This window comes from Streptomyces sp. SP18BB07, from assembly GCF_036322545.1.
GTDB lineage: Bacteria > Actinomycetota > Actinomycetes > Streptomycetales > Streptomycetaceae > Streptomyces > Streptomyces deccanensis.
Genome location: NZ_JAQYWT010000360.1, coordinates 226,616 through 250,520 on the forward strand (window position 1 = coordinate 226,616; position 23,905 = coordinate 250,520).

At 71.7% G+C, this 23,905-nt stretch carries 24 protein-coding genes; 20 read left to right on the forward strand and 4 right to left on the reverse strand.

Annotation, left to right across the window (positions count from 1 at the left end; genetic code table 11):
- Positions 1 to 56 precede the first annotated feature (56 nt).
- From PUR53_RS39345 to PUR53_RS39370, 6 genes are all read left to right on the forward strand, one after another.
- On the forward strand, positions 57 to 653 hold the full coding sequence (locus PUR53_RS39345) for a DUF5994 family protein (protein ID WP_329896527.1): 597 nt from the start codon (positions 57 to 59) through the stop codon (positions 651 to 653).
- A gap of 10 nt (positions 654 to 663) precedes the next feature.
- A complete protein-coding gene (locus PUR53_RS39350; RefSeq protein WP_329896526.1) occupies positions 664 to 939 on the forward strand; it encodes a hypothetical protein in 276 nt (91 codons plus the stop codon).
- A gap of 65 nt (positions 940 to 1,004) precedes the next feature.
- Positions 1,005 to 1,316, forward strand: a complete 312-nt coding sequence (locus tag PUR53_RS39355) for an STAS domain-containing protein (protein ID WP_329896525.1) — start codon at positions 1,005 to 1,007, stop codon at positions 1,314 to 1,316.
- 381 nt (positions 1,317 to 1,697) lie between these two features.
- Positions 1,698 to 3,353 carry an MFS transporter gene (locus PUR53_RS39360; protein ID WP_329902216.1) on the forward strand — a complete coding sequence of 552 codons (1,656 nt, stop codon included), beginning with the start codon at positions 1,698 to 1,700 and terminating at the stop codon, positions 3,351 to 3,353.
- A 73-nt stretch (positions 3,354 to 3,426) separates the two neighbouring features.
- Positions 3,427 to 3,948 (forward strand): hypothetical protein, encoded by a 522-nt coding sequence (locus tag PUR53_RS39365; protein WP_329911547.1) that lies wholly within the window; start codon positions 3,427 to 3,429, stop codon positions 3,946 to 3,948.
- Positions 3,949 to 4,076: 128 nt separating this feature from the next.
- A complete protein-coding gene (locus tag PUR53_RS39370; RefSeq protein WP_329902209.1) occupies positions 4,077 to 4,274 on the forward strand; it encodes a hypothetical protein in 198 nt (65 codons plus the stop codon).
- Positions 4,275 to 4,338: 64 nt separating this feature from the next.
- Here the strand turns inward: PUR53_RS39370 and PUR53_RS39375 are convergent, their stop codons facing one another.
- Entirely contained in the window at positions 4,339 to 5,754 is a 1,416-nt protein-coding gene (locus PUR53_RS39375; RefSeq protein WP_329911549.1) for a DUF2252 domain-containing protein, read from the reverse strand.
- A 220-nt stretch (positions 5,755 to 5,974) separates the two neighbouring features.
- Between PUR53_RS39375 and PUR53_RS39380 the strand changes: the two genes are divergently transcribed.
- From PUR53_RS39380 to PUR53_RS39405, 6 genes are all read left to right on the forward strand, one after another.
- On the forward strand, positions 5,975 to 6,754 hold the full coding sequence (locus PUR53_RS39380) for an HdeD family acid-resistance protein (protein WP_443078345.1): 780 nt from the start codon (positions 5,975 to 5,977) through the stop codon (positions 6,752 to 6,754).
- 300 nt (positions 6,755 to 7,054) lie between these two features.
- Positions 7,055 to 8,344: a hypothetical protein gene (locus PUR53_RS39385; protein ID WP_329902207.1), complete on the forward strand. Its 1,290-nt coding sequence runs from the start codon at positions 7,055 to 7,057 to the stop codon at positions 8,342 to 8,344.
- A 112-nt stretch (positions 8,345 to 8,456) separates the two neighbouring features.
- Positions 8,457 to 8,927 (forward strand): SHOCT domain-containing protein, encoded by a 471-nt coding sequence (locus tag PUR53_RS39390; RefSeq protein ID WP_329902206.1) that lies wholly within the window; start codon positions 8,457 to 8,459, stop codon positions 8,925 to 8,927.
- Between the two features lie 46 nt (positions 8,928 to 8,973).
- Positions 8,974 to 9,396, forward strand: a complete 423-nt coding sequence (locus PUR53_RS39395) for a DUF7144 family membrane protein (RefSeq protein ID WP_329911552.1) — start codon at positions 8,974 to 8,976, stop codon at positions 9,394 to 9,396.
- 94 nt (positions 9,397 to 9,490) lie between these two features.
- Positions 9,491 to 9,886, forward strand: a complete 396-nt coding sequence (locus PUR53_RS39400) for a BlaI/MecI/CopY family transcriptional regulator (RefSeq protein ID WP_329902204.1) — start codon at positions 9,491 to 9,493, stop codon at positions 9,884 to 9,886.
- 229 nt (positions 9,887 to 10,115) lie between these two features.
- Complete coding sequence (locus PUR53_RS39405; protein WP_443078344.1) at positions 10,116 to 11,501, forward strand: LCP family protein; 1,386 nt, start codon at positions 10,116 to 10,118, stop codon at positions 11,499 to 11,501.
- Positions 11,502 to 11,561: 60 nt separating this feature from the next.
- Here the strand turns inward: PUR53_RS39405 and PUR53_RS39410 are convergent, their stop codons facing one another.
- Positions 11,562 to 12,425, reverse strand: a complete 864-nt coding sequence (locus PUR53_RS39410; protein ID WP_329911554.1) for a DUF4394 domain-containing protein — start codon at positions 12,423 to 12,425, stop codon at positions 11,562 to 11,564.
- A gap of 330 nt (positions 12,426 to 12,755) precedes the next feature.
- On the opposite strand from PUR53_RS39410, the gene PUR53_RS39415 reads away from it, so the two are divergent.
- The 3 genes from PUR53_RS39415 to PUR53_RS39425 all read left to right on the forward strand — a co-directional run bounded on the left by PUR53_RS39415 (position 12,756) and on the right by PUR53_RS39425 (position 16,323).
- Complete coding sequence (locus PUR53_RS39415; protein ID WP_329911556.1) at positions 12,756 to 14,000, forward strand: PucR family transcriptional regulator; 1,245 nt, start codon at positions 12,756 to 12,758, stop codon at positions 13,998 to 14,000.
- Positions 14,001 to 14,128: 128 nt separating this feature from the next.
- Positions 14,129 to 14,746 (forward strand): phosphoribosylanthranilate isomerase, encoded by a 618-nt coding sequence (locus PUR53_RS39420; RefSeq protein ID WP_329911558.1) that lies wholly within the window; start codon positions 14,129 to 14,131, stop codon positions 14,744 to 14,746.
- Positions 14,747 to 14,907: 161 nt separating this feature from the next.
- Positions 14,908 to 16,323, forward strand: a complete 1,416-nt coding sequence (locus PUR53_RS39425) for a cytochrome P450 (protein ID WP_329902199.1) — start codon at positions 14,908 to 14,910, stop codon at positions 16,321 to 16,323.
- A 72-nt stretch (positions 16,324 to 16,395) separates the two neighbouring features.
- Here PUR53_RS39425 and PUR53_RS39430 read toward each other — a convergent pair whose 3' ends face one another.
- Positions 16,396 to 17,301 (reverse strand): amidohydrolase, encoded by a 906-nt coding sequence (locus PUR53_RS39430; protein ID WP_329911560.1) that lies wholly within the window; start codon positions 17,299 to 17,301, stop codon positions 16,396 to 16,398.
- A 214-nt stretch (positions 17,302 to 17,515) separates the two neighbouring features.
- Between PUR53_RS39430 and PUR53_RS39435 the strand changes: the two genes are divergently transcribed.
- The 5 genes from PUR53_RS39435 to PUR53_RS39455 all read left to right on the forward strand — a co-directional run bounded on the left by PUR53_RS39435 (position 17,516) and on the right by PUR53_RS39455 (position 22,023).
- On the forward strand, positions 17,516 to 18,760 hold the full coding sequence (locus PUR53_RS39435) for an ABC transporter ATP-binding protein (protein WP_329911562.1): 1,245 nt from the start codon (positions 17,516 to 17,518) through the stop codon (positions 18,758 to 18,760).
- Entirely contained in the window at positions 18,757 to 19,422 is a 666-nt protein-coding gene (locus PUR53_RS39440) for an ABC transporter permease (protein ID WP_033532706.1), read from the forward strand. Before PUR53_RS39435 ends, PUR53_RS39440 begins: the two co-directional genes overlap by 4 nt.
- Complete coding sequence (locus PUR53_RS39445) at positions 19,419 to 20,108, forward strand: ABC transporter permease (protein ID WP_329902195.1); 690 nt, start codon at positions 19,419 to 19,421, stop codon at positions 20,106 to 20,108. Before PUR53_RS39440 ends, PUR53_RS39445 begins: the two co-directional genes overlap by 4 nt.
- A gap of 27 nt (positions 20,109 to 20,135) precedes the next feature.
- Entirely contained in the window at positions 20,136 to 21,059 is a 924-nt protein-coding gene (locus PUR53_RS39450) for an ABC transporter substrate-binding protein (RefSeq protein WP_329902214.1), read from the forward strand.
- A gap of 121 nt (positions 21,060 to 21,180) precedes the next feature.
- Complete coding sequence (locus tag PUR53_RS39455) at positions 21,181 to 22,023, forward strand: MurR/RpiR family transcriptional regulator (protein ID WP_329902194.1); 843 nt, start codon at positions 21,181 to 21,183, stop codon at positions 22,021 to 22,023.
- Positions 22,024 to 22,078: 55 nt separating this feature from the next.
- On the opposite strand, the gene PUR53_RS39460 is transcribed toward PUR53_RS39455, so the two are convergent.
- Positions 22,079 to 23,905: a serine/threonine-protein kinase gene (locus PUR53_RS39460; RefSeq protein ID WP_329902193.1), complete on the reverse strand. Its 1,827-nt coding sequence runs from the start codon at positions 23,903 to 23,905 to the stop codon at positions 22,079 to 22,081.

A 23,905-nucleotide genomic window follows, 5' to 3' on the forward strand; every position in this document is an offset into this window, starting at 1 on the left:
CGGCGAAAGATGAAACCCGGGCCGCCGCAGAGGTGGCCCGGAGACGGGTCCGCATCATGTCGGCGACCTTGAACCCAACCCTGCCGCACCCCGAGCCCGTCGCAACCCCGGCCGCACGTCTCGCCTTGAAGACGGACGGCGCCTCCCGTGGCCTCCTGGACGGTGCCTGGTGGCCCCGCTCCCGGGATCTGCTGAGTGAACTGCCCGCGCTGACCGACGTGTTGGACCCCTTGTGGGGCCGCATCACCCGCATCGCCGTCAACCCGAAGTACTGGCCGGTCATCCCGCGCCGGATTCCCGTGGACGGCCACAACGTCAAGATCGGCTGGTTCACCCCGGAAATCGACCCGCACAAGCTGCTGCTGCTCTCCTACGGCACCGGCCGCTGGGACCTGCTGATCATCCCGCCCGAAACCGGAGCGGAGTCGGCGGCCCGGCTGATGGCTGCCGCGTCCCACTGCGACGGCCCGCCCCTGACCGCGAGCGCGCTCATCGCCGCGGACGAGGCCCGGCACGGCGTCGCCGCGACCGACGAGCCACTGGACCCGGACGAGGCATGGGAATACGAGGGCGGCGCCTCCGCGGCCGTCCCGCACCAGCCCGGTCCGCCCAGTCGAGCCAGTCGGCCCAGTCGCCTGATCGTCGGTATGTGAGGCGGCCGCCATGAACGCCTTCCTGACGGCCGCCGCCTTCATCGTCCTCATCGCAGCGGCGGCATACGTGATCCACCGGCTCAACATCCAGCACGCCGAAAGAATCGCCGTGCACCGCTACAGCGCCCCCCTGCCCGGCCGCCGCGGACGCGGCACGCCACTACCACCCGTGGAACCCGGCCGGTCCCAGTCGCCGACCTCCGGCGAGCGACGGGACCACCGCGACGGGGGCCGTGGCCGCTTCCCGCCGCGCCGCCGACGCAGCCCTACCACTCACCACAGGTGACCAGCCGGTTTCCACCAGGCCGTCGAATCTGCGAGTGGCGGCCGGGGCCTACGAACCGAGGCATCATGACTCTTCCGCAGCTGAACATCTACCGGCACGACCGGGGCACGCGCGCACTGATCACCCTGGCCGGCGAGATCGACCCGGTCACCGCGCCCCAGGTGCGGACCGCCCTGGAGCGGTGCCTGTATGACGGCATCACCACCATCGACGTCGACCTGACCACCGTCGGCCTCTGCGACACCAGCGGCCTGCGCGTCTTCCTCGACGCGTCGCGGCACGCCGCCGAGACCCACACGTCCCTGCGACTGCACTACCCGTCCCCGCAGACCACACGACTCCTCGCGGACACCGGCTCCGATCGAGTGCTCCTCTGAAGAACCGGGCTGGCCGACACAGCGGTGCGGAGGAAGAAAGTCGATGAGAAGGCCCTCCTGAACGCGATCCGGATGCGCCGACTGAACCGCGGGCAGGCCCAGGATCTGAGGGATTGCGGTCGGAACTCCCCAGATTCTCCCCGGGGCTGATCGTGGCCGATTCTGAGGTGGTGCGCCGGATGCGTGGGTTGCCGTCGTCGCGACGGGCCCGTCGGTCCGGCGGATCGTCGTCATCGGGCCTGTGAGGCGTCGCCTCGCCCGTGGCGGGTGAGGCGGCAGTAGGGGTTCTGAGCTGGGATGGAGGGTGGCGGCCGGTCGGTTACGGGCGCTGCTCGGGTGGCGCCCGTCGGCGTCCCGGGCCGACTCGGCGAGGTGGATGCCGTGAAGCGGTGGCGGGCTCTGATCGTGCTCGGGACGGCGCAGTTCCTGATGGTTCTGGACACGTCCGTCATGAACGTCTCGATCAGCCAGCTGGTCGAGGACTTCGACACCGAGGTCACCGCCATCCAGGCCGTCATCACGCTGTACGCGCTGGTCATGGCCGCCTTCATGATCATCGGAGGCAGGTTCGGCGACATCCTCGGCCGCCGCCGGCTCTTCTTCCTCGGGCTGGTGGTCTACGGCACCGGTTCGGCCCTGACCGCCGTCGCGCCCACTCTGTGGGTCCTCGCCCTCGGCTGGTCGGTCATCGAGGGACTCGGCGCCGCGATGGTGCTCCCGGCCATGGCCGCCCTCGTCGCCGAGTCCTACCGGGGCCGGGACCGGGCCGTCGCCTACGGCGTCATCGGCGGGTTGGCCGGGGCCGGGATCGCCGTCGGCCCGCTGCTGGGCGGCTGGGTGACGACGTACCTCACCTGGCGGCTCGTCTTCGCCGGCGAGGTCGTGGTCGTCCTGGCCATGCTGTGTTTCCGCCGGGCGATCACCGAAGCGCCCCGGACCGGGCCCCGCCCCCCGATGGACGCCGTCGGCGCCGTGCTGTCGGCGGCGGGCCTCGGGCTGGGCGTGTTCGGTGTGCTGCAGAGCAGTAGCTGGGGCTGGGTGCAGCCCCGCAACCCGCCCTTCACCGTCATGGGCTTCGCACCGACCCTGTTCGTCATCGGCGCCGGGGTGCTCGTCCTGGCCGCCTTCACGCGCTGGGAGCACCGACGGGCGGCCCATGGCACCGAACCCCTGGTCCACCTGGACCTCCTGCACCGGCCCCCGCTGCGATCCGGACTGCTGGCCCTGCTCAGTCAGAACCTGATCCTGCTCGGGCTGTTCTTCACCATCCCGCTCTACCTCCAGGTCGTGCAGGGCTTCAACGCCTTCCAGACCGGACTGCGGCTGCTCCCCGTCTCCGTCACCATGCTGGTCACTTCCCTGCTCGCCGCCCGGCTGGGCCGACGGGCCGGACCGCGCCGCGTGGTGCGGCTGGCCCTGGTGACCCTGGCCGGGGCCATCGTGTGGCTGCTGGCCACCATCGACCCCGTCATCGACGACACCCAGTTCGCGCTGGCCATGGCACTGCTCGGCGTCGGGATGGGGCTGCTCGCCTCGCAACTGGGGAACGTGGTGCAGTCCAGCGTGGGAGAAGAGGAACGCAGCGAGGTCGGCGGACTGCAGTTCACGGCCCAGAACCTGGGGTCCGCCCTCGGCACCGCGCTCATCGGATCGCTGCTCATCGGCGCCCTGGCCCATGCCTTCACCGCGCAGGTCGACGACGACCCGGCGCTGTCGCAGGAGGCCAAGCAGCAGACGAGTGTCGCGCTCCAGGCCGGGATCAGCTTCGTCCCCACGGATCAGGTGCGTACGGCCGCCGAGCGGGCCGGGCTGCCACCGTCGGAGGTCGACGCCCTCGCCGACTCCTACGCCTCGGCCCAGCTGGACGGCCTGAAGGCGGCCATCCTCGCCACCGGCGGCATCACCCTCGCCGCGTTCCTGGTCACCCCACGACTGCCGGGCGCCCGGACGGACGGTCCGACACCACCGGGCGGCGCGGACCCGTTCAAGTCGCCCGGCACCGGCGCACCGGCCGCGCCGCGCCGCGCGGAGCACTGAGGGCGGGGGCGGCCGGGTCGGTCGGTCAGGGTCGGCCGGTCGGGTCGGTCGGGGTTGAGAGGAGGCGGAGACGATGGCCACGTCAGGGCGAGCCGAGTCCCGGGACGGGCGCGCCGTGGAGCGACGGGCCCGTACCGACTACACCGGCGGCGTCTACGGATCCATGCTCGCCTCCTCCGTGATCATCGGAGCCGGGGCCCCGGGGGCCTACCCCCGTCTGGAGATCGTCCTTCTGCTGCTGCTCACCGGTCTGGTGTTCTGGATCGCGCATGTGCACGCCCAACTGTTCGGCGCCCGGCTGGCGCGGCGTTCCCCGGACCGCCGGATCGTGCTGGAGGTGTGCCGCGACGAGTGGCCGATCGTCAAGGCCGCCGTCCCGCCGGCCGCCGCCGTCGCGGCCAGCCCGCTCCTCGGCCTCGATGTGCAGGGCTCCCTCTGGCTCGCGCTCGCCGTGGCCGTGGCGGGACAGGTGGGCTGGTCGGTGGCCGCGGCCCGCCGGGCCCACGCCCCGCGGGGCATGGTGGCCGTCACGGCCTCGGTGAACCTGCTGCTCGGCCTCCTGATCGTCGCCCTCAAGCTCTACCTGACCCATTGACCGCCGTCGACTCACCATGCGGGGGGCTACTCACCTTCCGGGGGTGAGGCCAGGCCGGTGCCCCAGGACGGACGATCGCAGAGAAGGGGCGCAGCCCGCCCGTACCCGGCCATGGGGGCACACCACTCATGCGCTACGAGATCCGCGTCGACGGAAAGCTGTCGAAGGCGCTGACCAGTGCCTTCCCCGAACTGGACCATGTGGTGATGTCCGGCCACACCGTCCTGTTCGGGCACGTCGTCGACGAGGCACATCTGTACGGGCTGCTGGCCCGCTGCCAGTCCCTGGGCCTGCGCGTCCTGGAGATGCGGCAACTGCCGGAGTGAGCCGGGGCCGCGGGGGTGTCCTCGTAGAGGGGCGGCCTGGGGTAGAGAGGTGGCCTGGGGCGACTCAGAGGCTTTCGGCGTGGATCCGGCCCGTGTGCGCGGCCACGCCCAGCGCCTCGAAGTCCCGGTCGTTCCGGTCGGCGTAGGACTGCGCGAACTCGGCGAGCGCGCGATCGAAGCGGTCGCTGCCGCCCAGGTACGCGGCGATGGCGATGGGATCGCCGGAACGGGCGTGGGCGCGCGCCAGGCCGGCGCCGCACAACCGGGCGAAGAGCCGCAGCAGGCCCGGATCCATGGTCTCGGGGCGCGCGATGCCCTTCCAGTCACGCAACTGCCGTACGTAGAAGTCACGTTCGCGGCCATCCAGACCGAGGACATGGGTCCAGCCCAGGAAGATGTCACTGGTCGTCTGCATCAGTCGCTGCCCGGACACCACCCGGCGGCCCTGGTTGTCGTAGCTGTCGCCGCCGAGTTGGGCGGAGAGGACGGACGGCTGCGCCTCCTTGGCCTGGAGCAGCAGCGGGTCGCTGTCGTCCCGGCCGAGCAGCAGCACGATCCAGCAGCGAGTGCCGACGCTGCCGACGCCCACCACCTTCCGGGCCATGTCGACCACGTGGTAGTGGCGCAGCAGATGCCGGCGCTCGGACGACAGGGTCCGTACGTACTGGTCCAGCACGTTGCGCAGCTCTTTCTCCTGGCTTTCGACGGAGGAGTCCGCCAGCAGGTCCCGGAGCGGGGTGATCAGCGGGGGATCGGGGGCGATCAGCCGGCCCTCGGCCGTGACCCGGGTCAGTTTCTCGAAGGCCTGGAGATGGGTGCGCGTACGGGCCTTCGCGGTCGCCTCGGCCGTACGGCGCCGGCTCTCCTCGTCCATCGACGAGGCCATCAGCTCGCGCAGCCGGTCCACGTCGTCCTGGGCGTACCAGATGTCCAGGGTGCGCATGCCGGCGAACTCGCGCATGCGGTGCCGGTACGTCTTCACGCACGTCCGTACCGCCCTGTCCTGCTCCTCGGTCGAGAAGCCGTTGGCCCGGCTCGCGATCACGAAGCTGGCCGCCAGCCGTTTCACATCCCATTCGAACGGGCCGGCCAGGGTCTCGTCGAAGTCGTTGATGTCGAAGACGAGATGGCGTTCGGGCGAGGCCAGCAGCCGGAAGTTGAGCAGATGGGCGTCGCCGCAGAGCTGCACGGTCAGACCGGTGTTGGGGAGGGGGCCGAGATCCGACGCCATGATGGCCGCCGCGCCCCGGTAGAAGCGGAACGGGGATTCGAGCATGCGGCCGTAGCGGATCGGCACCAACTCCGGTATCCGGGTGGCCGACTGACGCTCAATCACCTCGATGGGGTCGGTCCGGTCGGCGTCCGCGTCCGACTCGAACCAGCCGTGGCAGGACCGGGAGGCGCGCTTGCGCGCCGCGCGGCCGAGCGCCGCCCTTTCGGCCACCGTCGGTGGCGCCGTGGATGCGCTCGCACTGGTCATGACACACACCTCCTGAACCGGCGGCCCGGCGTACCGTCCACCCTCCTCGGCCGTGCGATGCGCGGGGATCACCCGCCGGGGGTGATCCGAGGCGCGGGGTGGGGCGGGACGCTGGGCCGGTGAGGTGCCCGCACGCCGTCGTGTACCGGCGGGGCGGAGCGGCCCGCCCGGCCGCGAGGAGAAGTGATGACCGAGGCGGAGTGATGACCGAGGAGGAGCCATGACCGAGTCTCCTGGTCCGGCGCCGCGTTCCGGGGCCAACGACTCCATGCCTGGTGGGGCCGGGGCGAGGCCCGTGGCGGCGGACGGTGTGGGCGGTGGGGCGAGTGGAGTTGCCGGTGGGGTGGACCGTGGGGTGGGGGAGGCGGAGCGGGACCGGATGTCCGGCGGGGAGACTGCCGGGCTGATGGGTGACCCGGCGGAGGCGCTGGGGAGGGTCGGCCGGTCCTGGAAGTGGATCCTCGGTTCGGCGCTGGCCACGCTTGTGCCCGGCGTCATCCTCCTGGTCTGGCCGGACGGGACCCTGCATGTCATCGCGGTCCTGCTCGGGCTGTATCTGCTCGCGATCGGGGCGTTCCGGTTCGTCGACGTCTTCGCCCGGGAAGAGCCGGGCGAGCGGGTGCCCGGGCTGCTCCTCGCGCTGCTGTACGTCCTGGCCGGCGTCCTGTGCCTGCGGCACCCCCTGCAGACCATCACCGCGCTCTCGCTGATCGTGGGGATCGTCTGGCTGTCGACCGGGATCCTCACGCTCTACACCGCGCTCGCCGCGAAGAACCTGCCCCACCGGGGCTTCGTCCTCGGCGTGGCGGTGCTCGGCGTCGTCGCCGGGATCGTGGTGCTGGCCCTGCCGACCGAGTCGGCCACGGCACTGACCCGGCTGCTCGGCCTGTGGCTCGTCCTGCTCGGCCTGGCGGAGGCGACGGTCGCCCTCGCCTGGCGGGCCGCCCTGCGCCGGGCGGGCCTCACGGGCTCCGGCGCACCGACCACGGGCGCCGCCTGAACCTCCCGCACACCCCGAGGAGGACCCATGTCCCCGGACAACGACCCCGTACCACCGAACTCCGACCCGCCCGACAGCACCGACCCGAAAGACGCAACCGGCTCGGACAATGGCGCCACGCCGAGCGGCGGACCCGGACGGGGTGATGAGACCGGGCGGGGCGGTGGCGTTGGACCGGGCGGGGCCGGGCCGGGCGGTGGCGTTGGGCCGAGTGAGGCCGGGCCGGGCGGTGGCGTTGGACCGGGTGAGGCCGGGGCGGGGTCGGCCGGGGCTGGTGGGGTGGCCGGGGCCGGGTGGCATGTGTTCAGTGCTGCGGAGCGGGAGGAGTATGAGCGGTTGCGGCGGCATGCCGGGGTGCGGCATCGGCGGTTGCGCAAGGCGGGTGCCGCTCTTCTGCTCGTGGTGACCCTGCTGCTCGCGCCCCTCGCCGTCGTCGCGGCCTGGGTGGAGGACACCGTCGCCGACACCGACCGCTACGTCGAGACGGTTGCTCCCCTGGCGTCCGACCCGGCGATCCAGCACGTCGTGATCGAGCGCCTGACCGACGAGGTCGTCAAGAACGTGGACGTCAAGGCGGTGACGGACGCCCTCACCAAGGTGCTCGCCGACAACGGCGCGCCGCCCCAGGTCGTGGCCGGCGCCGGAGCCCTGGACGGCCCGCTGCGCTCCGTGGTCCACACCGTCGTGGAGCGCAACGTCACCCGCGTCATCACCAGCGAGTTCTTCCAGCAGGTCTGGGAGGGCGCGAACCGGCGGGCACACGCGGCCGTGGTGCACATGCTCACCGGCGAACGGGAGGGCGCCCTGCGCGCCACCGGCGACACGATCCAGCTCGACGTCGGCGCCGTCGTCGACCAGGTGCGGGAGCGTCTCGTCGACGCGGGCTTCGACAAGGCCGCCGCCATCCCCGACAGCGACCGCACGATCACCCTGTTCCACACCGACGAACTGGGCAAGGCCCAGGACGGCATGCGGCTGCTGAACATCCTCGGCACCTGGCTGCCCGTCATCACGATCGCCCTCGCCGCCCTCGCCGTGTGGACCGCGCCCGGCCACCGGGCGATGCTGCTGATCACGGCCCTCGGCATCAGCGTGATGATGGGCGTGCTGCTCGTCGCGCTGGCCGTGGTCCGCCGCGTCTACCTGGACGCCGTACCTGCCGCGACCCTGCCGCCCGACGCCGCCGCGGCCGTCTTCGACACCTTCCTGCGCTTCCTGCGCGACAGTACGCGCACCCTGCTCGTGATCTTCCTGGCCACCGCCCTCGCCGCCTATCTCTACGGCCCCGGGCGGGTCGCCCGGTGGGTGCGGGCCCTGGCCCGGCGCGGAACCACGGCGGCCGGGCGGTCGCTGCGGCGCGCCGGCGTGAGCACCGGGCGGACCGGAGGCCGGCTGGCGGCCCACCCCCGCTGGACCACCGGCGTCGTCCTCGGCGCGGGCGCGGTGGCCCTCCTGCTCTGGAACCACCCCACGGTCGGCGCGGTCGTGCTCGTCGCCGTCCTGGTCATCGTCGTACTGGCACTCGTGGCGGTGGCCGCCGCCGCGGCGGACCCCGCCCCGGACGAGGCCGCTCTCACCCGCCCGGGGTGAGGCCGCCCGGCTCCGGTCGTGGGCACGCTGAGAACGGCGCCGACCGTGGCGCCACGGGCGCGTGGAGAACGGCAGAGCACCTGCCGGGCGACGCCCGGGACGGAGGAGAGACATGAGTGGTCCGACGTACCTCGCGTACGACTACCCGCTGCTGAGCGTCTTCTGGTCCATGCTCCTGCTGTTCCTGTGGATCATGTGGTTCGTGCTGCTCTTCCGGGTCGTCGTCGACATCTTCCGCGACGACGACATGAACGGCTGGGCCAAGGCGGGCTGGCTGGTCTTCACGATCCTGCTGCCGTTCCTGGGCGTGTTCGTCTATGTGATCGCCCGGGGCAAGAACATGGGCCGCCGCGAGGTGGCACAGGCGCGTGCCCAGCAGACAGCCTTCGACGACTACGTCCGGCAGACGGCCAGGGGCGGCGACGGACGATCCAGCAGCGTCGACGAACTCGCCAGGCTGTCCGAGATCCGCTCACGCGGCGACATCACGGACGACGAGTTCCGCCGCGCGAAGGAACTCGTCCTGAGCGGCCACGGAGCCTCGGCGGGCACGGGCAGCGGCCCGACCGCCGCCGGGCGCTGAGGACGGATCCGACACCCACCGCACGACACCGAATCGAGGCAACGGTATGACCGCCACACACACCGGACGCATGCACTCGACCAAGCGGTCACGGCCCTTCGCCGAGGGGCTGACGGCCTTCGCAGCCGTCATGCTCATGATCGCGGGCGTCCTCGACATCTGCCGGGGCGTCATGGCCATCGCCGAGGACGACGTCTTCGTCTCCACCCGCGACTACGTCTTCCAGTTCGATCTCACCGGCTGGGGCTGGGTCCACCTCGCCCTCGGCGCCGTGGCCGTGCTCGTCAGCCTGGGCCTCTTCCAGGAGTCCCTGTGGGCCCGCGTCGCAGGCGTCGCCATCGCGGGCCTGATCATCGTCGCCAACTTCCTGTCCCTGCCGTACTACCCCGTCTGGTCCATCGTGATGATCGCCTTCTCGGCCTTCATCATCTGGGCCCTGTGCGTGGTCAGGCGGGACCACTCGGGGTGACGCGCTCCGCTGAGCCTCGTCGTCGGTGTCTCTCCTTCTACAATCCTGTAGATCGTGAGGTGGCCGCGGTCGGTGACGGAAGGGAGACCGGGCGTTGACGGACCAGCGGCGTCCCCGGCGGCGGGGGCAGGGGGAGCTGGAGGCGCTCGTCCTGTCCGCGCTGCGTGAAGCGGACGGCCCCGAGAACGCGGGGTGGGTGCGGGAGCGCCTCGGCGGAGACCTCGCCTACACGACCGTGATCACGATCCTCACCCGACTGCTGGCCAAGGGCGCGGTGACCCGGGAGCGCTCCGGCCGTTCCTTCGTGTGGACCCCGGCCTCCGACCGGGCGGGCCTGGCCGCGCACCGGATGCGCAGGGTCCTCGACGGCGAAGGGGACCGCGGGGCGGTGCTGGCCAGCTTCGTCACCTCCCTGGAGCCGGCCGACGAGCGTCTGCTGCGCGAGCTCCTCGGCGAGACGGAGGGGGCGGAGGGTGCGAGGGGCGACTGATTCCTCCCGGGACCGATGGTGTTCGAGGCAACCCGGACGTGCCGCCGGTCGTCCTTCTGTACGCTGCGACGCCCCTGTGGCGTTCATGCGTGCGAGGCGTGGTGAGTCGCGTGCGGCGCCGGTCCGTATATCTACATGCATGTAGAGTCCTGCGGGTTCGGTGATCACGACCGCCGGACGTCCAGGGGGCAGTCGACCGGCCGGGTGCGGCCGAAGTGGGGGAGGGTCGGTGAGTGGTACGGGTAGGCGGCGCGCGGGTGCCGGAGGCGGCGGGACGCGGCTGACACGGCGGGGCCGTACGGTGAGCTGGCTCGCCGGCGGCGCGGCACTGGTCATCCTCGGCGTGGGCGGGGTCGGCGCCTGGGTCTACAAGGACCTGGACAACAACATCACGGGCGCCGACGTCGACAGCAAGCTCGGCGGGGACCGCCCGGTCAATCTGAGCCCCGGCTCGAAGAACATCATGGTGGTCGGCTCGGACAGCCGCGACGGTGCCAACGCGAAGTACGGCAGCGACCTGACCACCATGCAGTCCGACACGCTCATGGTGCTGCACCTCCCCGCGAACCGGGAGTGGGCCACCGTGGTGTCGTTCCCGCGTGACTCCTGGGTCGAGATAGCGGCGTGCGAGAAGGGCGACGGCAGTACGTCGGGCCCGCACCTGGCGAAGATCAACGAGGCGTTCGCGATCGGCGGTTCGAGCGGCGAGGTCGCCGGCGCGGCCGCCTGCTCGATCAGGACGGTCGAGGCCAACACCGGTCTGCGCATCGACAACTTCATGTCCGTCGACTTCCAGGGCTTCAAGGGGATGGTCGACGCCCTGGACGGCATCGAGGTCTGTCCCGAGCAGGCCATCAAGGACGAGAACGCCCTCCTCGACATGGAGGCCGGCTGCCAGACCGTCGACGGCGAGACGGCACTCGGCTATGTGCGGACCCGCTACGCCGTCGGCGACGGCTCCGACATCGGACGCATCGGTCGGCAGCAGGAGTTCATGGAGACCCTGGCGGCCAAGGCCAAGTCCCGTCTGACCAGCCCCACTTCGCTCTACGGCTTCCTGAAGTCCGCCACCAAGTCGCTGACCACGGACGAGGATCTCGACGGTATCGATCCGCTCTACGACCTCGCCTCCCAGCTCAAGGGCATCCCGAGCGACCGGCTGACCTTCCTGACCGTCCCCAACTACCCCCGTGAGGCCGACGTCCCTACCGACAGGGCCAATATCGTCTGGCAGTACCCGCAGGCCGCCGATCTGTTCACCTCCCTGGCCAACGACAAGGAGGTCGACAAGAAGAAACTCCAGGCACAGGCCAAGAACGACCTGATCTACGCCTCCGACGTGCGCGTCCAGGTCCTCAACGGCACCGGTGTCTCCGGGCGGGCCGCCGCCGTCGCCGAGAAGCTGCGCGAGGCGGGGTTCACCGTCGTCGGCACGGGCAACGCGCCCGAGAACACGGACACCACCACGGTCGCCCATCCGGCCGACCTCGCCAAGCAGGCGAGGGTCCTCGCCTCACGGCTGCCCGACGCCAAGGCCACGCGGTCGGCGGAAGCGGGGGCGGGAGTGGTGACCCTGGTGGTGGGGTCGGACCTCGACCTGGAGAAACTGCGGTGACGGGACCGGACTCGCCGCGGGCCGGTGATGGCCGGGCCGCGGCGAGGCTGCGATGCGGGGTCAGCTGCCGGTCAGGGAGACGGCCACGTCCGTGATGTTCAGGGGGAACTTGGACTTGGCGGCGTCGTTCACGAGCGTGGCCTGCCCGGTGAAGACGTTGAGGGTGTAGAGGGACGGCGTGCTCGCGCCATAGGCGGTGAGGGAGGCGAAGGCGGTGTTGTCCACCGTCTTGCCGCCGCTCAGGGTGCTGTAGATGTCCATCCCGGCGTTGATCTGGGCGTCCAGGCCGAGGTTGCCGGTCGGGGAGAGCGTGCCGTTGTTGGCCGGCGCCTGGATGACGACCTGGTCGCTGGTCGTGTTGATGTCGAACAGCGTGGTCGCCGTGGTCCCGTCGAGGTCGTTGTTGGTGTAGGCGGCGGCGGAGACGCCCTTGGTCGTGCCCTCGATCGGCGGGGTGGTGAGATTCAGGTCCTGGATCGTCGTGTTGTCGTTCAGGTTGTGGCGCAGGTTCTGGCCGTTGTCGCTGATCACGCGCAGTCGGTCGGCCGCCGGGTTGAAGTCGACGCCGAAGTTCGTGCCGTTCAGCGCGTACTGGAGCTGGGACACCTTGGTGACCACGACGTCCTGGGTACCCGTCGGGATCTTGATCGTGTAGATGCCGCCCTTGTCGCCCACGCCGTACAGCGTGCCGTTCTGCACCCGGAAGTCGATGCCGATCAGGGCCGTGTCGCCGCTGAGCCCGGTGACGGCCCTGACCCAGTTGAGCACGTCCGCACGGTCGGTCCAGAACGCGGCCATCAGGGTGCCGTCACCGGTGATCCCGTACGCGCGCAGGCTGGGGGCGGCGGCGGGGGCGGCCGAACCGGTGCCCGGCGCGGCGAGCATGAGCGTGGTCGACGTGACCATGACCGCCATCGCCGCCATGATTCTCTTTCGCGTTCCAGCTTTCATCGGAGTTTCCCTCCCGTATGGGCGTGCGTCGACGTCCGACGCTCGGTTGAGGAATTTCCGTACTCCGGCCCGTACTGATGATTGCGGCGTTCTTTTCCCCCACGGGCGGGTACGCGGCTCCATTAAGGCCGCTTTACGACTCCTACACAAGCGGAAGCGGTGACGGGAACGACCCGATCCGGGAATTTTGCGCATGGTGACAAAAGCCCGGTCGGCCTACTTGCCGCCGTTTTATGCGAAGTGATGAACGCCGTCCGGATCTCGACTGTCGGCCCGTTCGGCCGGAATGACATGCTCGCGGTCATGGGGAGCCTCTTCGCCGAACTGGCCCGTCAGGCGTCGACCAACGCCCGCCGGGAGGTAGAGGCATACACACGCGAGATCGCGGAGTTCGGGTTCCTGGACAAGGACCCCCGGGCGCGGGCCGAGACCTACGACCACTCGGTCTGGCTCCGGCACCGCACGGTCGAACTGTCGCCGGACAACAGCGAGTTGAGCGGCGACGATCTTGAGTACATCGCGTCCATGGGGGAGTTGCGGGCCGGCGCGGGCATGTCGCTCGACGCACGGCAGCAGGTGCTGCGGCTGCACACCGCGCTCATGCTGCGCGAGATCAACGAGGCGACCGACGCCCAGCGCGGCGCCGGTGTGGACGAACTCATGCGGATGATGACCTGGTTCGCCCCGCAGGGCGAGCGCGGCATCGTCGCCTACCGGCAGGGATTCGTCCGTGTACTGCGCCGTCGAATGCCGTACGTCGAACAGGTCGCCCTGCTGGCCCGGTCATTGCTGAACGGGGATCCGATAGCGGCGGAACTCGCCGAGGCCATCGACATGGAACTGTCGGACCGGTATGCGGTGACCGTGTTCCGGTTGCCGGACCCTCCCCCTGTCGACCGCATCCTGGAAAACGAGCTCGAAACGCTGGTGAAGAGTCATCGGACCCCGATCGTATGGAACTCGCGGGGTGGCGACGGGAGCGGTGAGCTGATCGCTCTCGTCCCGGTGCGTTCGGGTGCCGCGCGGGCGGAGGATGTGCCGCCGCACACCGTTCCCGACCTCCTGCCCGATCTCGCCCCGGAACACGTGGCGGACCTCGTCCGGGACGCGGCCCAGGCTCTCGGTCGGCCCTGCGCCGTCGGCACCGCCACCGCGCCGCTGCCCGAGCTGTCCGACGCGCTCGACCGGGCCCGGCGGATCAGTGACACCGCCCCGCTGCGCCGGGCCTCCGCCCGGTTGCGGCCGCACACCCTGGCGGACCTCTTCGTCGAACTCGCCGCCGCGGACGTGCCGTTCGTCGACGCCTGGCTGCGCGCGCTGTCCGACCGGCTGGCCACCGGCCCGGACCTGCTGGTCACGCTCGACGTGTACTACCGCAACGACATGCACCGCGGCGCCACGGCCACCGCTCTGAACGTCCACACCCGCACCCTCGACTACCGCCTGCGCCGGGCGCGCGAGCTCACCGGCATCGACCCCGGCTCGACCCGGGGGGTGCGCACGCTCAGCGCGGCCGTCACCCGGCGCCTGTCGGGAGCGTGGCGCTGACCGTGCCGAGTGCCGCGCCCGGTGGCCGTGGGTGGGCTTCCCGGACCGTACGGCCGCCGTCCCAGGGTCGGCCTCCGGACCGTACGGTCGCTGTCCCCGTGCCGGCGGCGATACGGCAGGCTGGGACCGTGAGCAACAGTGACTCCCTCTTCATCAAGATCTGCGGTCTGAAGACCGAGCAGGACGTCGACACCGCCGTCGAGGCGGGCGCCGACGCCATCGGCTTCGTCTTCTCGGCCAGCCCCCGCCGTATCGACGCCGCGACCGCCGCACGGCTGGGCCGCCGCGTGCCGGAGCACGTCCTGACGGTGGGCGTCTTCCGCCAGGAGCCCCTGGATGACGTGCGCGCCCTGGCCGCCGAGTCGGGGATCCGGGCGATCCAGCTGCACGGCCCCGACGACCGCGCCTACTACGACGAGCTGGCGACCGACGACCGGACGCTGATCCGGGCCGCCGCGTTCGGCGACTCCGTCCCGCGCTGCGGCGAGTTCGGGGAGGACATGCTCCTCCTCGACGCGCCCGTCCCCGGCTCGGGCATCGCCTGGGACTGGGCCGGCAAGCCGCTGGAGGCCTCCGGGGAGAAGTGGCTCCTCGCCGGCGGCCTCACGCCGGAGAACGTGCGCGACGCCATCGCCGCCACCGACCCCTGGGGTGTCGACGTCTCCAGCGGCGTGGAAGAGCGCCGAGGGGTGAAGGACCCTGCTCTGATCAGGGAGTTCATCAGGGCGGCCCGCTCCGCGAGGTGACGGGCGGCGGTGGCGGAGCCCCGTCGGCGGCTGTCTGTCACGGGGCTGGAGCTGTGAGTGGTGATGCCCGGCGTTCCCCCGGAAGTGACCCTGGGGTAGGGTCCCACCGTTCCGGCTACCGATTGAAGGTGGGCCGGTACGGGGAGTGTCGGAGGGGCGGCATGGTGAGGGAAACCCAGTCGGGTGAGGACGTGTTCGTGGAGTTGGCCGGTGCGGGGTTGGAGGAGATGTCTCCCGAACCGCTGCTGACCCGGGACTACGAGACGCGTCCGTCGTTGGTGTACGAGCGGCTGAGGCAGCGGCACGGCGCGGTGGCGCCGGTCGATCTGCTGGGCGTCCCCGCCTGGCTGGTGCTGGGCTACCGCGAGGCGCTCCAGGTGCTGCAGGACGACGCCGGCTGGCCCAAGGGCCTGGAGAACTGGCGGGCCAGGACCGAGGGCCGCGTCCCCGCCGACTGGCCGCTCGGCCCGTCCCTGGAGGTCAACCACGTCCTCATCCAGGGCGGCCCCGGCTACCGGACCCTGCGGACCGCGTGGGACCAAGCGCTCAAGCCCTTCCAGGACCCGCGCAACCCCCAGGCCAAACGGCTGAAGTCGGCCGTCACCGCCTACGCCGACGAGCTGATCACCCTCATGGGCGAGGCGGGCGGCACGGGGCTGGCGGACCTGTCCGCCCAGTTCTCGCGGCCGCTGCCGCTGATGGTGGCCAGCCATCTGCTGGGCTTCCCCGGCTCCCAGGGCGACGACGCGCTGATGGACATGTGGCGGGTACTGGACGCCGGTCCCGACGCGGGGCCCGCCCTGGACCGGCTGCTGGGCGCGCTGGCGGAACTCGCCGAGCTGAAGCTGAAGACGCCGGGCGAGGACTTCCCCTCCTACCTGCTGGCCGCCCACCCGGACCTCTCGCTCGACGAACTGGCCCGCGAACTCTTCATGCTGCTGGGCATGACCTCCGACCACGTCGGCATCCTCGTCTCCAACACGGTCGTCGAGGTCCTCTCCGGCGAGGACAGCGTGCGGGCCAGCCTCTCCGCCGGCATGGTCCGGGAGGCCATGAACCGGGTCGTGATGCGCAAGCCGCCCCTGGTGAACTTCGTGCCGAGGTTCGCCGCCGAGGACACCAGACTCGGTGCGTACACGATCCGCGCGGGTGACCCGGTCTGGGTCTCGTCCGCGGCGGCGCACGCCGACCCGCTCTTCGCCGACCATGTGGCGCCCAGCACCACGGTCAGCACCCGGGCACACCTGTCCTGGGGCGCCGGCCCGCGTCAGTGTCCGGCCCGCGAGCTGGCCTCGACGGTCGCGGCCGTCGGGGTGGGCCGCCTGTTCGAGCGGTTCGCCCACCTGGACCTCGCCCTCCCCGTCGACCAACTGCCCTGGCGTTCCTCGCCCTTCATGCGGGGCCTGCGCTCGCTGCCCGTACGGTACGAGCTCGCGCCGACGGCGCACGGCCCGGCGGGGGCGCCGACGGAGGTGCAGGACACGGACGCGACGGAGACGGTGACGCCGGACGCGTCCGCCCGGCAGCGCTCCTCGCTGTGGCGCTATCTCACGGGCCTGATCCGCTCCGGCCGCTGACCGAAGCCGGGCCTCCCGGGCCGCGCCCGTTGCGGCGGCTCGCCGTGTCAGTCGTCGCGGCGGCTCGCCGTGTCAGTCGTCCGTGCCGGTGAGCAGGCGTCGTGGGTTGGTGATGCGGAACGCGTACGCGGCCGCGCCGCCCAGGCCGAAGCCGGGCTGCTGCGGTGGTTCGGCGTAGGGGCGGTCGGAGCCCTGGACGACGGCGTCCACGCCCAGGGCGCGGACCACGGCTTCGACGGCGGTCGGCCCGTAGGACGACGTCTCCACGAAGACATCGCGGTCCACCCCGGCGTCACGGCCGTCCGCGCGGGCGGCGAACCGCTCCCCGTGCAGCGGGGCGAGCCCGGCCAGCAGGGCGAAGCAGACCCGCAGCCGGGGGTGACGGGGGCGGCCGAAGGCACGGAAGGCGAACCACGCGGAGTGCATCTGCTGGACGTAGGGGACCATCGCGGGCCACCAGCCGGGCCCCGCGGCGCCGCCGGGGGCGGGGCCCGGGTGGACGAACAGGGGCAGGTCGCGCTCTTCGAGGAGGTCGAGGAGCGGGGCGCAGCGGGCGTGCCCGGCCGCGTCGGCGAGGGCGTTCGCCGGGAGCTGGAGGCCGACGAAGCCCCGGTCGAGGTCCTCGGCGGTCGCCTTCGCGTCGACGTCCCGGACGCAGGCCGCGGCCCAGGCGCCGAACGGCTCGGGGAGCGCCGCGGCGCCCTCGTGGTAGGCGTCGAGCAGGGGGCGCGCCTCGGCCGCGGGCAGCCACTCCACGCCGATCGGGGAGGAGAGCGAGACGAGGGCCCGGCCCAGACCGTCGCTGTCGGCGAGCGCGGCACGGCGGGTGATGTCGTGGTCGGCGGGCGGCAGCTCGTAGGGAGGCTCGCCGTCGAGGAACAGGGTCCAGCCGTCCAGGAACGGCGGCTCGCGGCGTGACCTGAGGGCCGCCACCAGCGAGGGGGTCCACAGATGCTGGTGCACGTCGCAGTTGGTCATGACGCTCCTCCCACCAAGGCCGGCGCTACGGTACATCCCCGGCGCCGCGGCCGTGGCCCCTCACACAAGGGAGAAAGTCGCACAAGGTGGGGAAAACGGGCGCTCCCCGGTGCGGCTCGGTGTGAACGTAACGTGCCGTTCACGTAATTCCATTGACTGTCATTCAGGCACCGACAACTCTGCATGACCATATGCAGTCAGGTAAGGGGCAGTCTTGATCAGATTCGACGCGGTGAGCAAAAAGTATCCCAACGGCACGACAGCGGTGGACGACCTGTCCCTGGAGCTGGCCGAGGGCGGCATCACGGTCCTGGTCGGTCCTTCCGGCTGCGGCAAGACCACCACCCTGCGCATGATCAACCGTATGGTGGAGCCGACCGCCGGCACGGTGAGCCTGCGCGGACGGGACATCCGGGAGGTCAACGCGCCCGAGCTGCGCCGGGGCATCGGCTATGTGATCCAGCACGCGGGACTCTTCCCGCACCGCACCATCCTGGACAACATAGCCACGGTCCCGCTGCTGCTGGGCTGGGGCCGCAAGAAGGCCCGGGCCCGGGCCGCGGAGCTGCTCGAACTCGTGGGCCTGCCCGCCGAGATGGCCAAGCGCTACCCCAACCAGCTCTCCGGCGGACAGCAGCAGCGGGTCGGAGTGGCCAGGGCGCTGGGCGCCGACCCGCCGGTGCTGCTGATGGACGAGCCGTTCAGCGCGGTCGACCCGATCGTCCGGGCGGAGTTGCAGGCCGAGTTCGTCCGGCTGCAGAAAGAACTCCACAAGACGATCGTGTTCGTCACCCATGACATCGACGAGGCGATCAGACTCGGCGACAACATCGCGGTGTTCCGCACCGGCGGCAGACTCGCGCAGTTCGACACCCCCGAGCGGCTGCTCGGCAGCCCCGCCGACGACTTCGTGGCCGACTTCGTGGGCCAGGACCGGGGCATCCGCAGGCTCTCCTTCGTCGACGCGGCCCGACTGCCGCTGCGCGACGGCCCGGTGCTGCCGTCCGGGGCCCCCGTCGCCGAGGCCCGGGCGGCGGACGCGCCCTGGGTGCTCGTCGTCGACGACGAGCGACGACCGCTCGGCTGGGCCGCCACCGCCGACCTCCCGACGGCCGGCACCCTCGCCGACGCCCCCCTGACCCCCCTCGGCCACACGTTCAGCCTGGCCGGGGACTCCGCACGGGCCGCCCTCGACTCGGCCCTCCTCTCACCCGCCCGTCTCGCCGTCGCCGTCGACGCGGAGGGCGCGGTCGCCGGAGTCGTGGACGCACACGAACTCTCGACCGCGGCTAACGGGGCGACCGCGGCTAACGGGGCGACCGCAGCGACCGGGGCGACCGCAGCGACCGGGGCGACCGGGGCGACCGGTGCGACCATGGGGACCGGAGCGTCGACGTCGAAGGCGCCGGCCGTGGACGAGACCGCCGCCGTCGACACCCCGGGCGGTGGTGAACGATGACCGGTGACGAGCCGCTCGTCCGGTGGCAGTGGATCGCCGATCACACGGGCGAACTCGCCGAGTACACCGGCATCCACCTCAGACTCGGCCTGCTGCCCGTGCTGTTCGGACTGATCGTCTCCGTGCCGCTCGGCATCCTGTGCCACCGCTGGCGCTGGCTCTACCCGCCGGTGCTGACCGTGTCCAACATCCTCTACTCGATCCCGTCGCTCGCCCTGTTCATGATCTTCGTCCGGTACACGGGTCTGACCGAACAGACCGTGATGATCCCGCTGACGCTCTACACCCTGTCCGTGCTGGTCCCCAACGTCGTCGACGGACTCGCCTCCGTCCCCGAACCCGTCCGGCTCGCGGCGACCGCGATGGGCTTCGGCGCCGTACGCAGGGTCGTCCAGGTCGAGCTGCCGATCGCCGTCCCCGTCGTCATCGCCGGCGTACGGGTCGCCGCGGTCTCCTCCATCAGCCTCGTCGCGGTGGGACAGCTGATCGGGCAGGGCGGCCTCGGCTACTACATCACCCGCGGTCTCCAACTCGACTTCCCCACCCCGATCGTCACCGCGATCGTCCTGATCATGCTGCTCGCGCTCGCCACCGACGCGTTGCTGGTGCTGGCGCAGCGACTGCTCACCCCGTGGTCCCGGAACAAGGTGACGTCGGCATGAACGACTTCCTGAACCAGATGGAGCTCGTGGGGGACTGGCTGACCTCCTCCGCGCAGTGGCACGGCGACGAGGGCATCCCCCGGCGGCTCCTGGAGCATCTCACCTACAGCGGACTGTCGTTGCTGTTCGCCGCCCTCATCGGGCTGACGTTCGGACTGCTCGTCGGACACACCGGCCGGGGCGCCTTCGCCGTGGCCAGTGTGGCGAACCTCGCCCGCGCGATCCCCACCTTCGGCCTGGTCGTCCTTGTCGTCACGCTCGCCGGGCTCAGCACCGCGCCCGTCCTGGTCGCCCTCGTCGCGCTCGCCGTACCGCCGATCCTGATCAACACCTTCGAGGGCGTACGGGGCGTGGACCCCGCCACGCGGGACGCCGCGCGCGGCGTCGGCATGACCGAGTGGGAGGTCCTGACGCGGGTCGAGGTGCCGATGGCGCTGCCCCTGATCCTGCTGGGTCTGCGGGTCGCCGCGATCCAGGTCGTGGCCACCGCGACCGTCGCCGCGTACCCCGGTCTGGGCGGTCTGGGCCGCTACATCGTCGACGGGCTCTCCCGCAACGACTACGAGTTGGTCATCGGCGGCTCCACGGTCGTCGTGGTGCTCGCGCTCGTCGTCCAACTCGTGTTCACCGCGTTGCGACGCGTCGTCGTCTCGCCGGGCCTCAGGGCCTCGGCGTCGAAGTCCTGAACCAGAGAGGAACATCCCATGCGAGGCATGTACCGAGGCGCCGCGTTCGGCCTCATCACCGCACTCACGCTCACCGCCTGCGGCGGAGGCGGCGGCAGCGACGACAACCCGCTGACCGACGGCGGTGACAGCGGTGGCGGCAAGTCGATCGTCGTCGGCTCGGCCAACTTCCCCGAGAACCAGCTGCTCGCCGAGATCTACGCACAGGCCCTGGAGAGCAAGGGCCTGAAAGTGACCCGCAAGTTCGACATCGGGGCCCGCGAGGTCTACTACGACCAGGTCGTCAAGGGCGGCATAGGCGTCTTCCCCGAGTACAACGGCGCCCTGCTGTCGGTGGCGGTCGACAAGAACAGCACGGCGACCAGCACCGAGGACATCAACGCCGAACTGAAGGAGAAGCTCCCGAAGTCGGTGGAGATCCTCGACTCCGCCGCGGCCGAGGACAAGGACTCGGTGACCGTCACCGCCGAGACCGCCGCCAAGTACAAGCTCAAGACCCTCGCCGACCTCAAGCCCGTCGCGGGCGACCTGACGCTCGGCGCCGGGTCGGAGTTCAAGACCCGTACACAGGGCGGCGTCGGCCTGGAGAAGGTCTACGGCGTCAAGTTCGGCAAGTTCCAGCCGCTCGACGCCGGTGCCCAGACCACCCTGGTGAAGCTGCTCAAGGACGACAAGGTGCAGGCCGCCAACCTGTACACCACCGACCCGGCCATCGTCGCGGACAAGCTGGTGGTGCTGGAGGACCCGAAGAACCTCTTCTCCTCGCAGAACGTCACCCCGCTGGTCTACAAGGAGGCGGTGGACGACAAGGCGAAGGACGCGCTCAACGCCGTCTCCGCCAAGCTCACCACCGAGGACCTGCTGGAGATGATGAAGAAGCTCGTCAACGACAAGGAGGACGCCGACTCCGTCGCCGAGGAGTGGCTGACCTCCGCCGGTCTGGTGAGCTGAACCGGGCGGAGGCGACCGCCTCGGCCAGGCCATCACCGCCCCCGCCCTGCCCGGCACCGCGCACCACGCGCCCTGCCGGGCAGGGGAGGGGACCGAGCTCGACGACCGGCTGGAGGACCGGATGACGGACCCCGTCGGCGCGGCCGCGCGGCTTCAGCGACTCTTCGAGGGCCGTCGGCTCACCCCGACGCAGCGGCGCATCGCGCACTGCCTGGTCCGGCAGGCCGCGGACGTGCCCTATCTGTCCAGCGTGGAGCTGGCCCGCGTGGCCGGGGTCAGCCAGCCGTCGGTGACCCGCTTCGCGGTCGCCCTCGGCTTCGACGGCTATCCGGCCCTGCGCGACCACCTGCGGGCGGTCGCACCCGACGGACACGACCTCGGCGGGCGGCCGGCCAACCCCTACCAGCGTGCCGTGGAAGCCGAGATCGACAATCTGCGGCACTTGGCGTCCCTGCTCACCGACCCCGGACCCGTCGAACGCGCAGGCCGTCTGCTCGCCGCCTCCCGGCCCCTCCCCGTGCTCGGCCTGCGCGCCTCCGCCGCCCAGGCACGCGGCTTCGCCTACTTCGCGGCGAAGGTCCACCCCGACGTTCGGCTCCTCGACGAGGGCGGTTCCCTGCTCGCCGACCGTGTCGACGCCGCCCGCCGGGCCGGCGCGAGCGCACTGCTGTGCTTCGCGCTGCCCCGGCATCCGCGTGAACTGCTCGACGCGCTCGCCCATGCCCGGGCCGCCGGCCTGACGGTGGTGACCGTCGCCGACGGAACGTTCGCCCCGGTGGCCGCCCACAGCGACCTGCTGCTGCCCGCCGCCGTGGGCACCGGCCTGGTCTTCGACACCGCGGGCGCTCCCCAGCTGCTGGGCCAGGTCCTCCTGGAGACGATGTGCGACGCCCTGCCGGACGCCCAGGCGCACCTGGAGGACTTCGACACCCGGGCCGCCGCGCGCGGCCTGTTCGCCGAGTGACGGGCCCGGCCGCGCCGGCGGACGGAGACGGCAGCGGCAGCGGCAGCGGCGCAGCTCACTCGGTGGAGCGCAACGCCTTCCAGACACGCGGCCGTACGACACCGTCGGCGACCAGAAGCCCCTTGTCCTGCTGGAAGCTCCGCACCGCGGCCTCCGTGTCGGCGTCGAACTCGCCGTCCACGTCGAGGCCGTAGCCGCGCTTGCTCAGCATGCACTGGGCCTGGAGGACGCGGTCGCCGCTGTCGCCGAGGCGGGTGCGTCCGTTGCCGTCGTAGTAGGTGCAGTCCGTCAGCCAGGTCGGGGTCGAGGGCTCGGTGGACGTGTCGGTCGGCTCCTGGGACGGTTCGGTGGGGGCGCTGCTCCCGGCCGCGGGCACGGACGAGTCGCTGCTCGGGTCGTCGGCTGTGCCCTTGCCCGCGCCGGAGTCGGAGGCGGTCGCGTCGGGGCGCGTCCGGTCGGCGTCGGCGGAGGTCCGGTCGTCCTTGCCGGAGACCTCCGAGTCGCTCGATCCGCCGTCCGGGACGGCGTTCGCGCCGTCCCGGCGGGAGGCCGCCGAGGCGGAGGCGTCGTCGTCGGGAGCCGCGTCGGCGGACCGTGTCGTGCCACGCTGCGGCGAGGCCGTGGTGGTGGCGGGGCTCAGCAGGGTGAGGACGACGACACCGGCGGTCGCCGTGCAGACGGCGACGCCGGCGGCGCCGAGCAGCAGTCGTTTGCGGCGGAGTCGGGGGCGGGGTGGTGTCGACTGGGCCGAGGCGTCGGTGGGGGCGCTCGGCGGTGGGGTGGTGGCCGGGGCCTGTGCTGCCTTTCCGAGGCCGGGCTGTTCGAGGGGGAGGCGGCGTAGGGTCTCGTAGGCCTGGTGGAGGGTGCGGAGTCTGCCGGCCAGGGGTTCGGGCCACGAAGGGTTCTCGCCCCCGCCGCCCCTACCCGTCCCTCCCCCACTCTCGGCTTCGCTCGAGCGGGAGGTGCCCCCACCAAGGGGCTGCGCCCCGCTGCCCGCAGAGGCCGTCGCCTCGATCAGCTGAGTGGGGGTCGGGCGTTGGTCGGGTTCCTTGGACAGGCACTCGGCGAGGAGGGCGGCGAGTTGGGTGTCGGCCTCCGCGATCTCTGCCAGCACCTTCGGGTTGGGCTCCTCGAAGGCCACCCGGTGCATGACGTCGACGCCGGTGCCGTCGCCGAACGGGGCGCTGCCGGTTGCCGCGAAGACCAGGGCGCAGGCCAGGGAGAACACGTCCGACGCCGTGTCGCAGGCGCCCGTGCGCAGATACTCCGGCGACATGTAGGCCGGGGTGCCGACCCGGTTGCCGGTGCCGGTGATCGCGCTCGCGTCGGCGGCCTTCGCGATACCGAAGTCGATGACGTGCGCGCCCCACGCGGACAGCAGGACGTTGGACGGCTTCAGGTCCCGGTGCACGATCCCGGCGGCGGAAAGGTCGGCGAGGGCCTGTCCCAGCTCCGCCACCAGCCGCCGGACGGCGACGACGGGCAGCGGGCCGTCCTCGTGCACGGCCGCCGCCAGATCCAGCCCCGGCAGGAACTCGGTGGCCATCCACAGCAGTTCGTCCCGGAAGCCCGTCCCGGCCAGCCGTGGCATGCGCGGCGTGCGCACCCGGCCGTGGACCGACGCCTCCCGCTCGAACCGGCGGCGGAACCGCTCGTCCTCCGCGTACTCGGGCCGGATCACCTTCACCGCGACGAGGTGCGGGCCGCCGTCGGCGGGACGCGCCAGATAGACGCGCCCCATACCGCCGCTGCCGAGCAGCCCCAGCGACACATACGGACCGATCCGGTCCGGGTCGCCGGGGCGCAGGGGCAGCGCCCCCGCCTGCCGCAGCGCCGGAGCCCTGTCCGCCGAACCCGGTGGCACCGGCCGCTGGTCTGACAC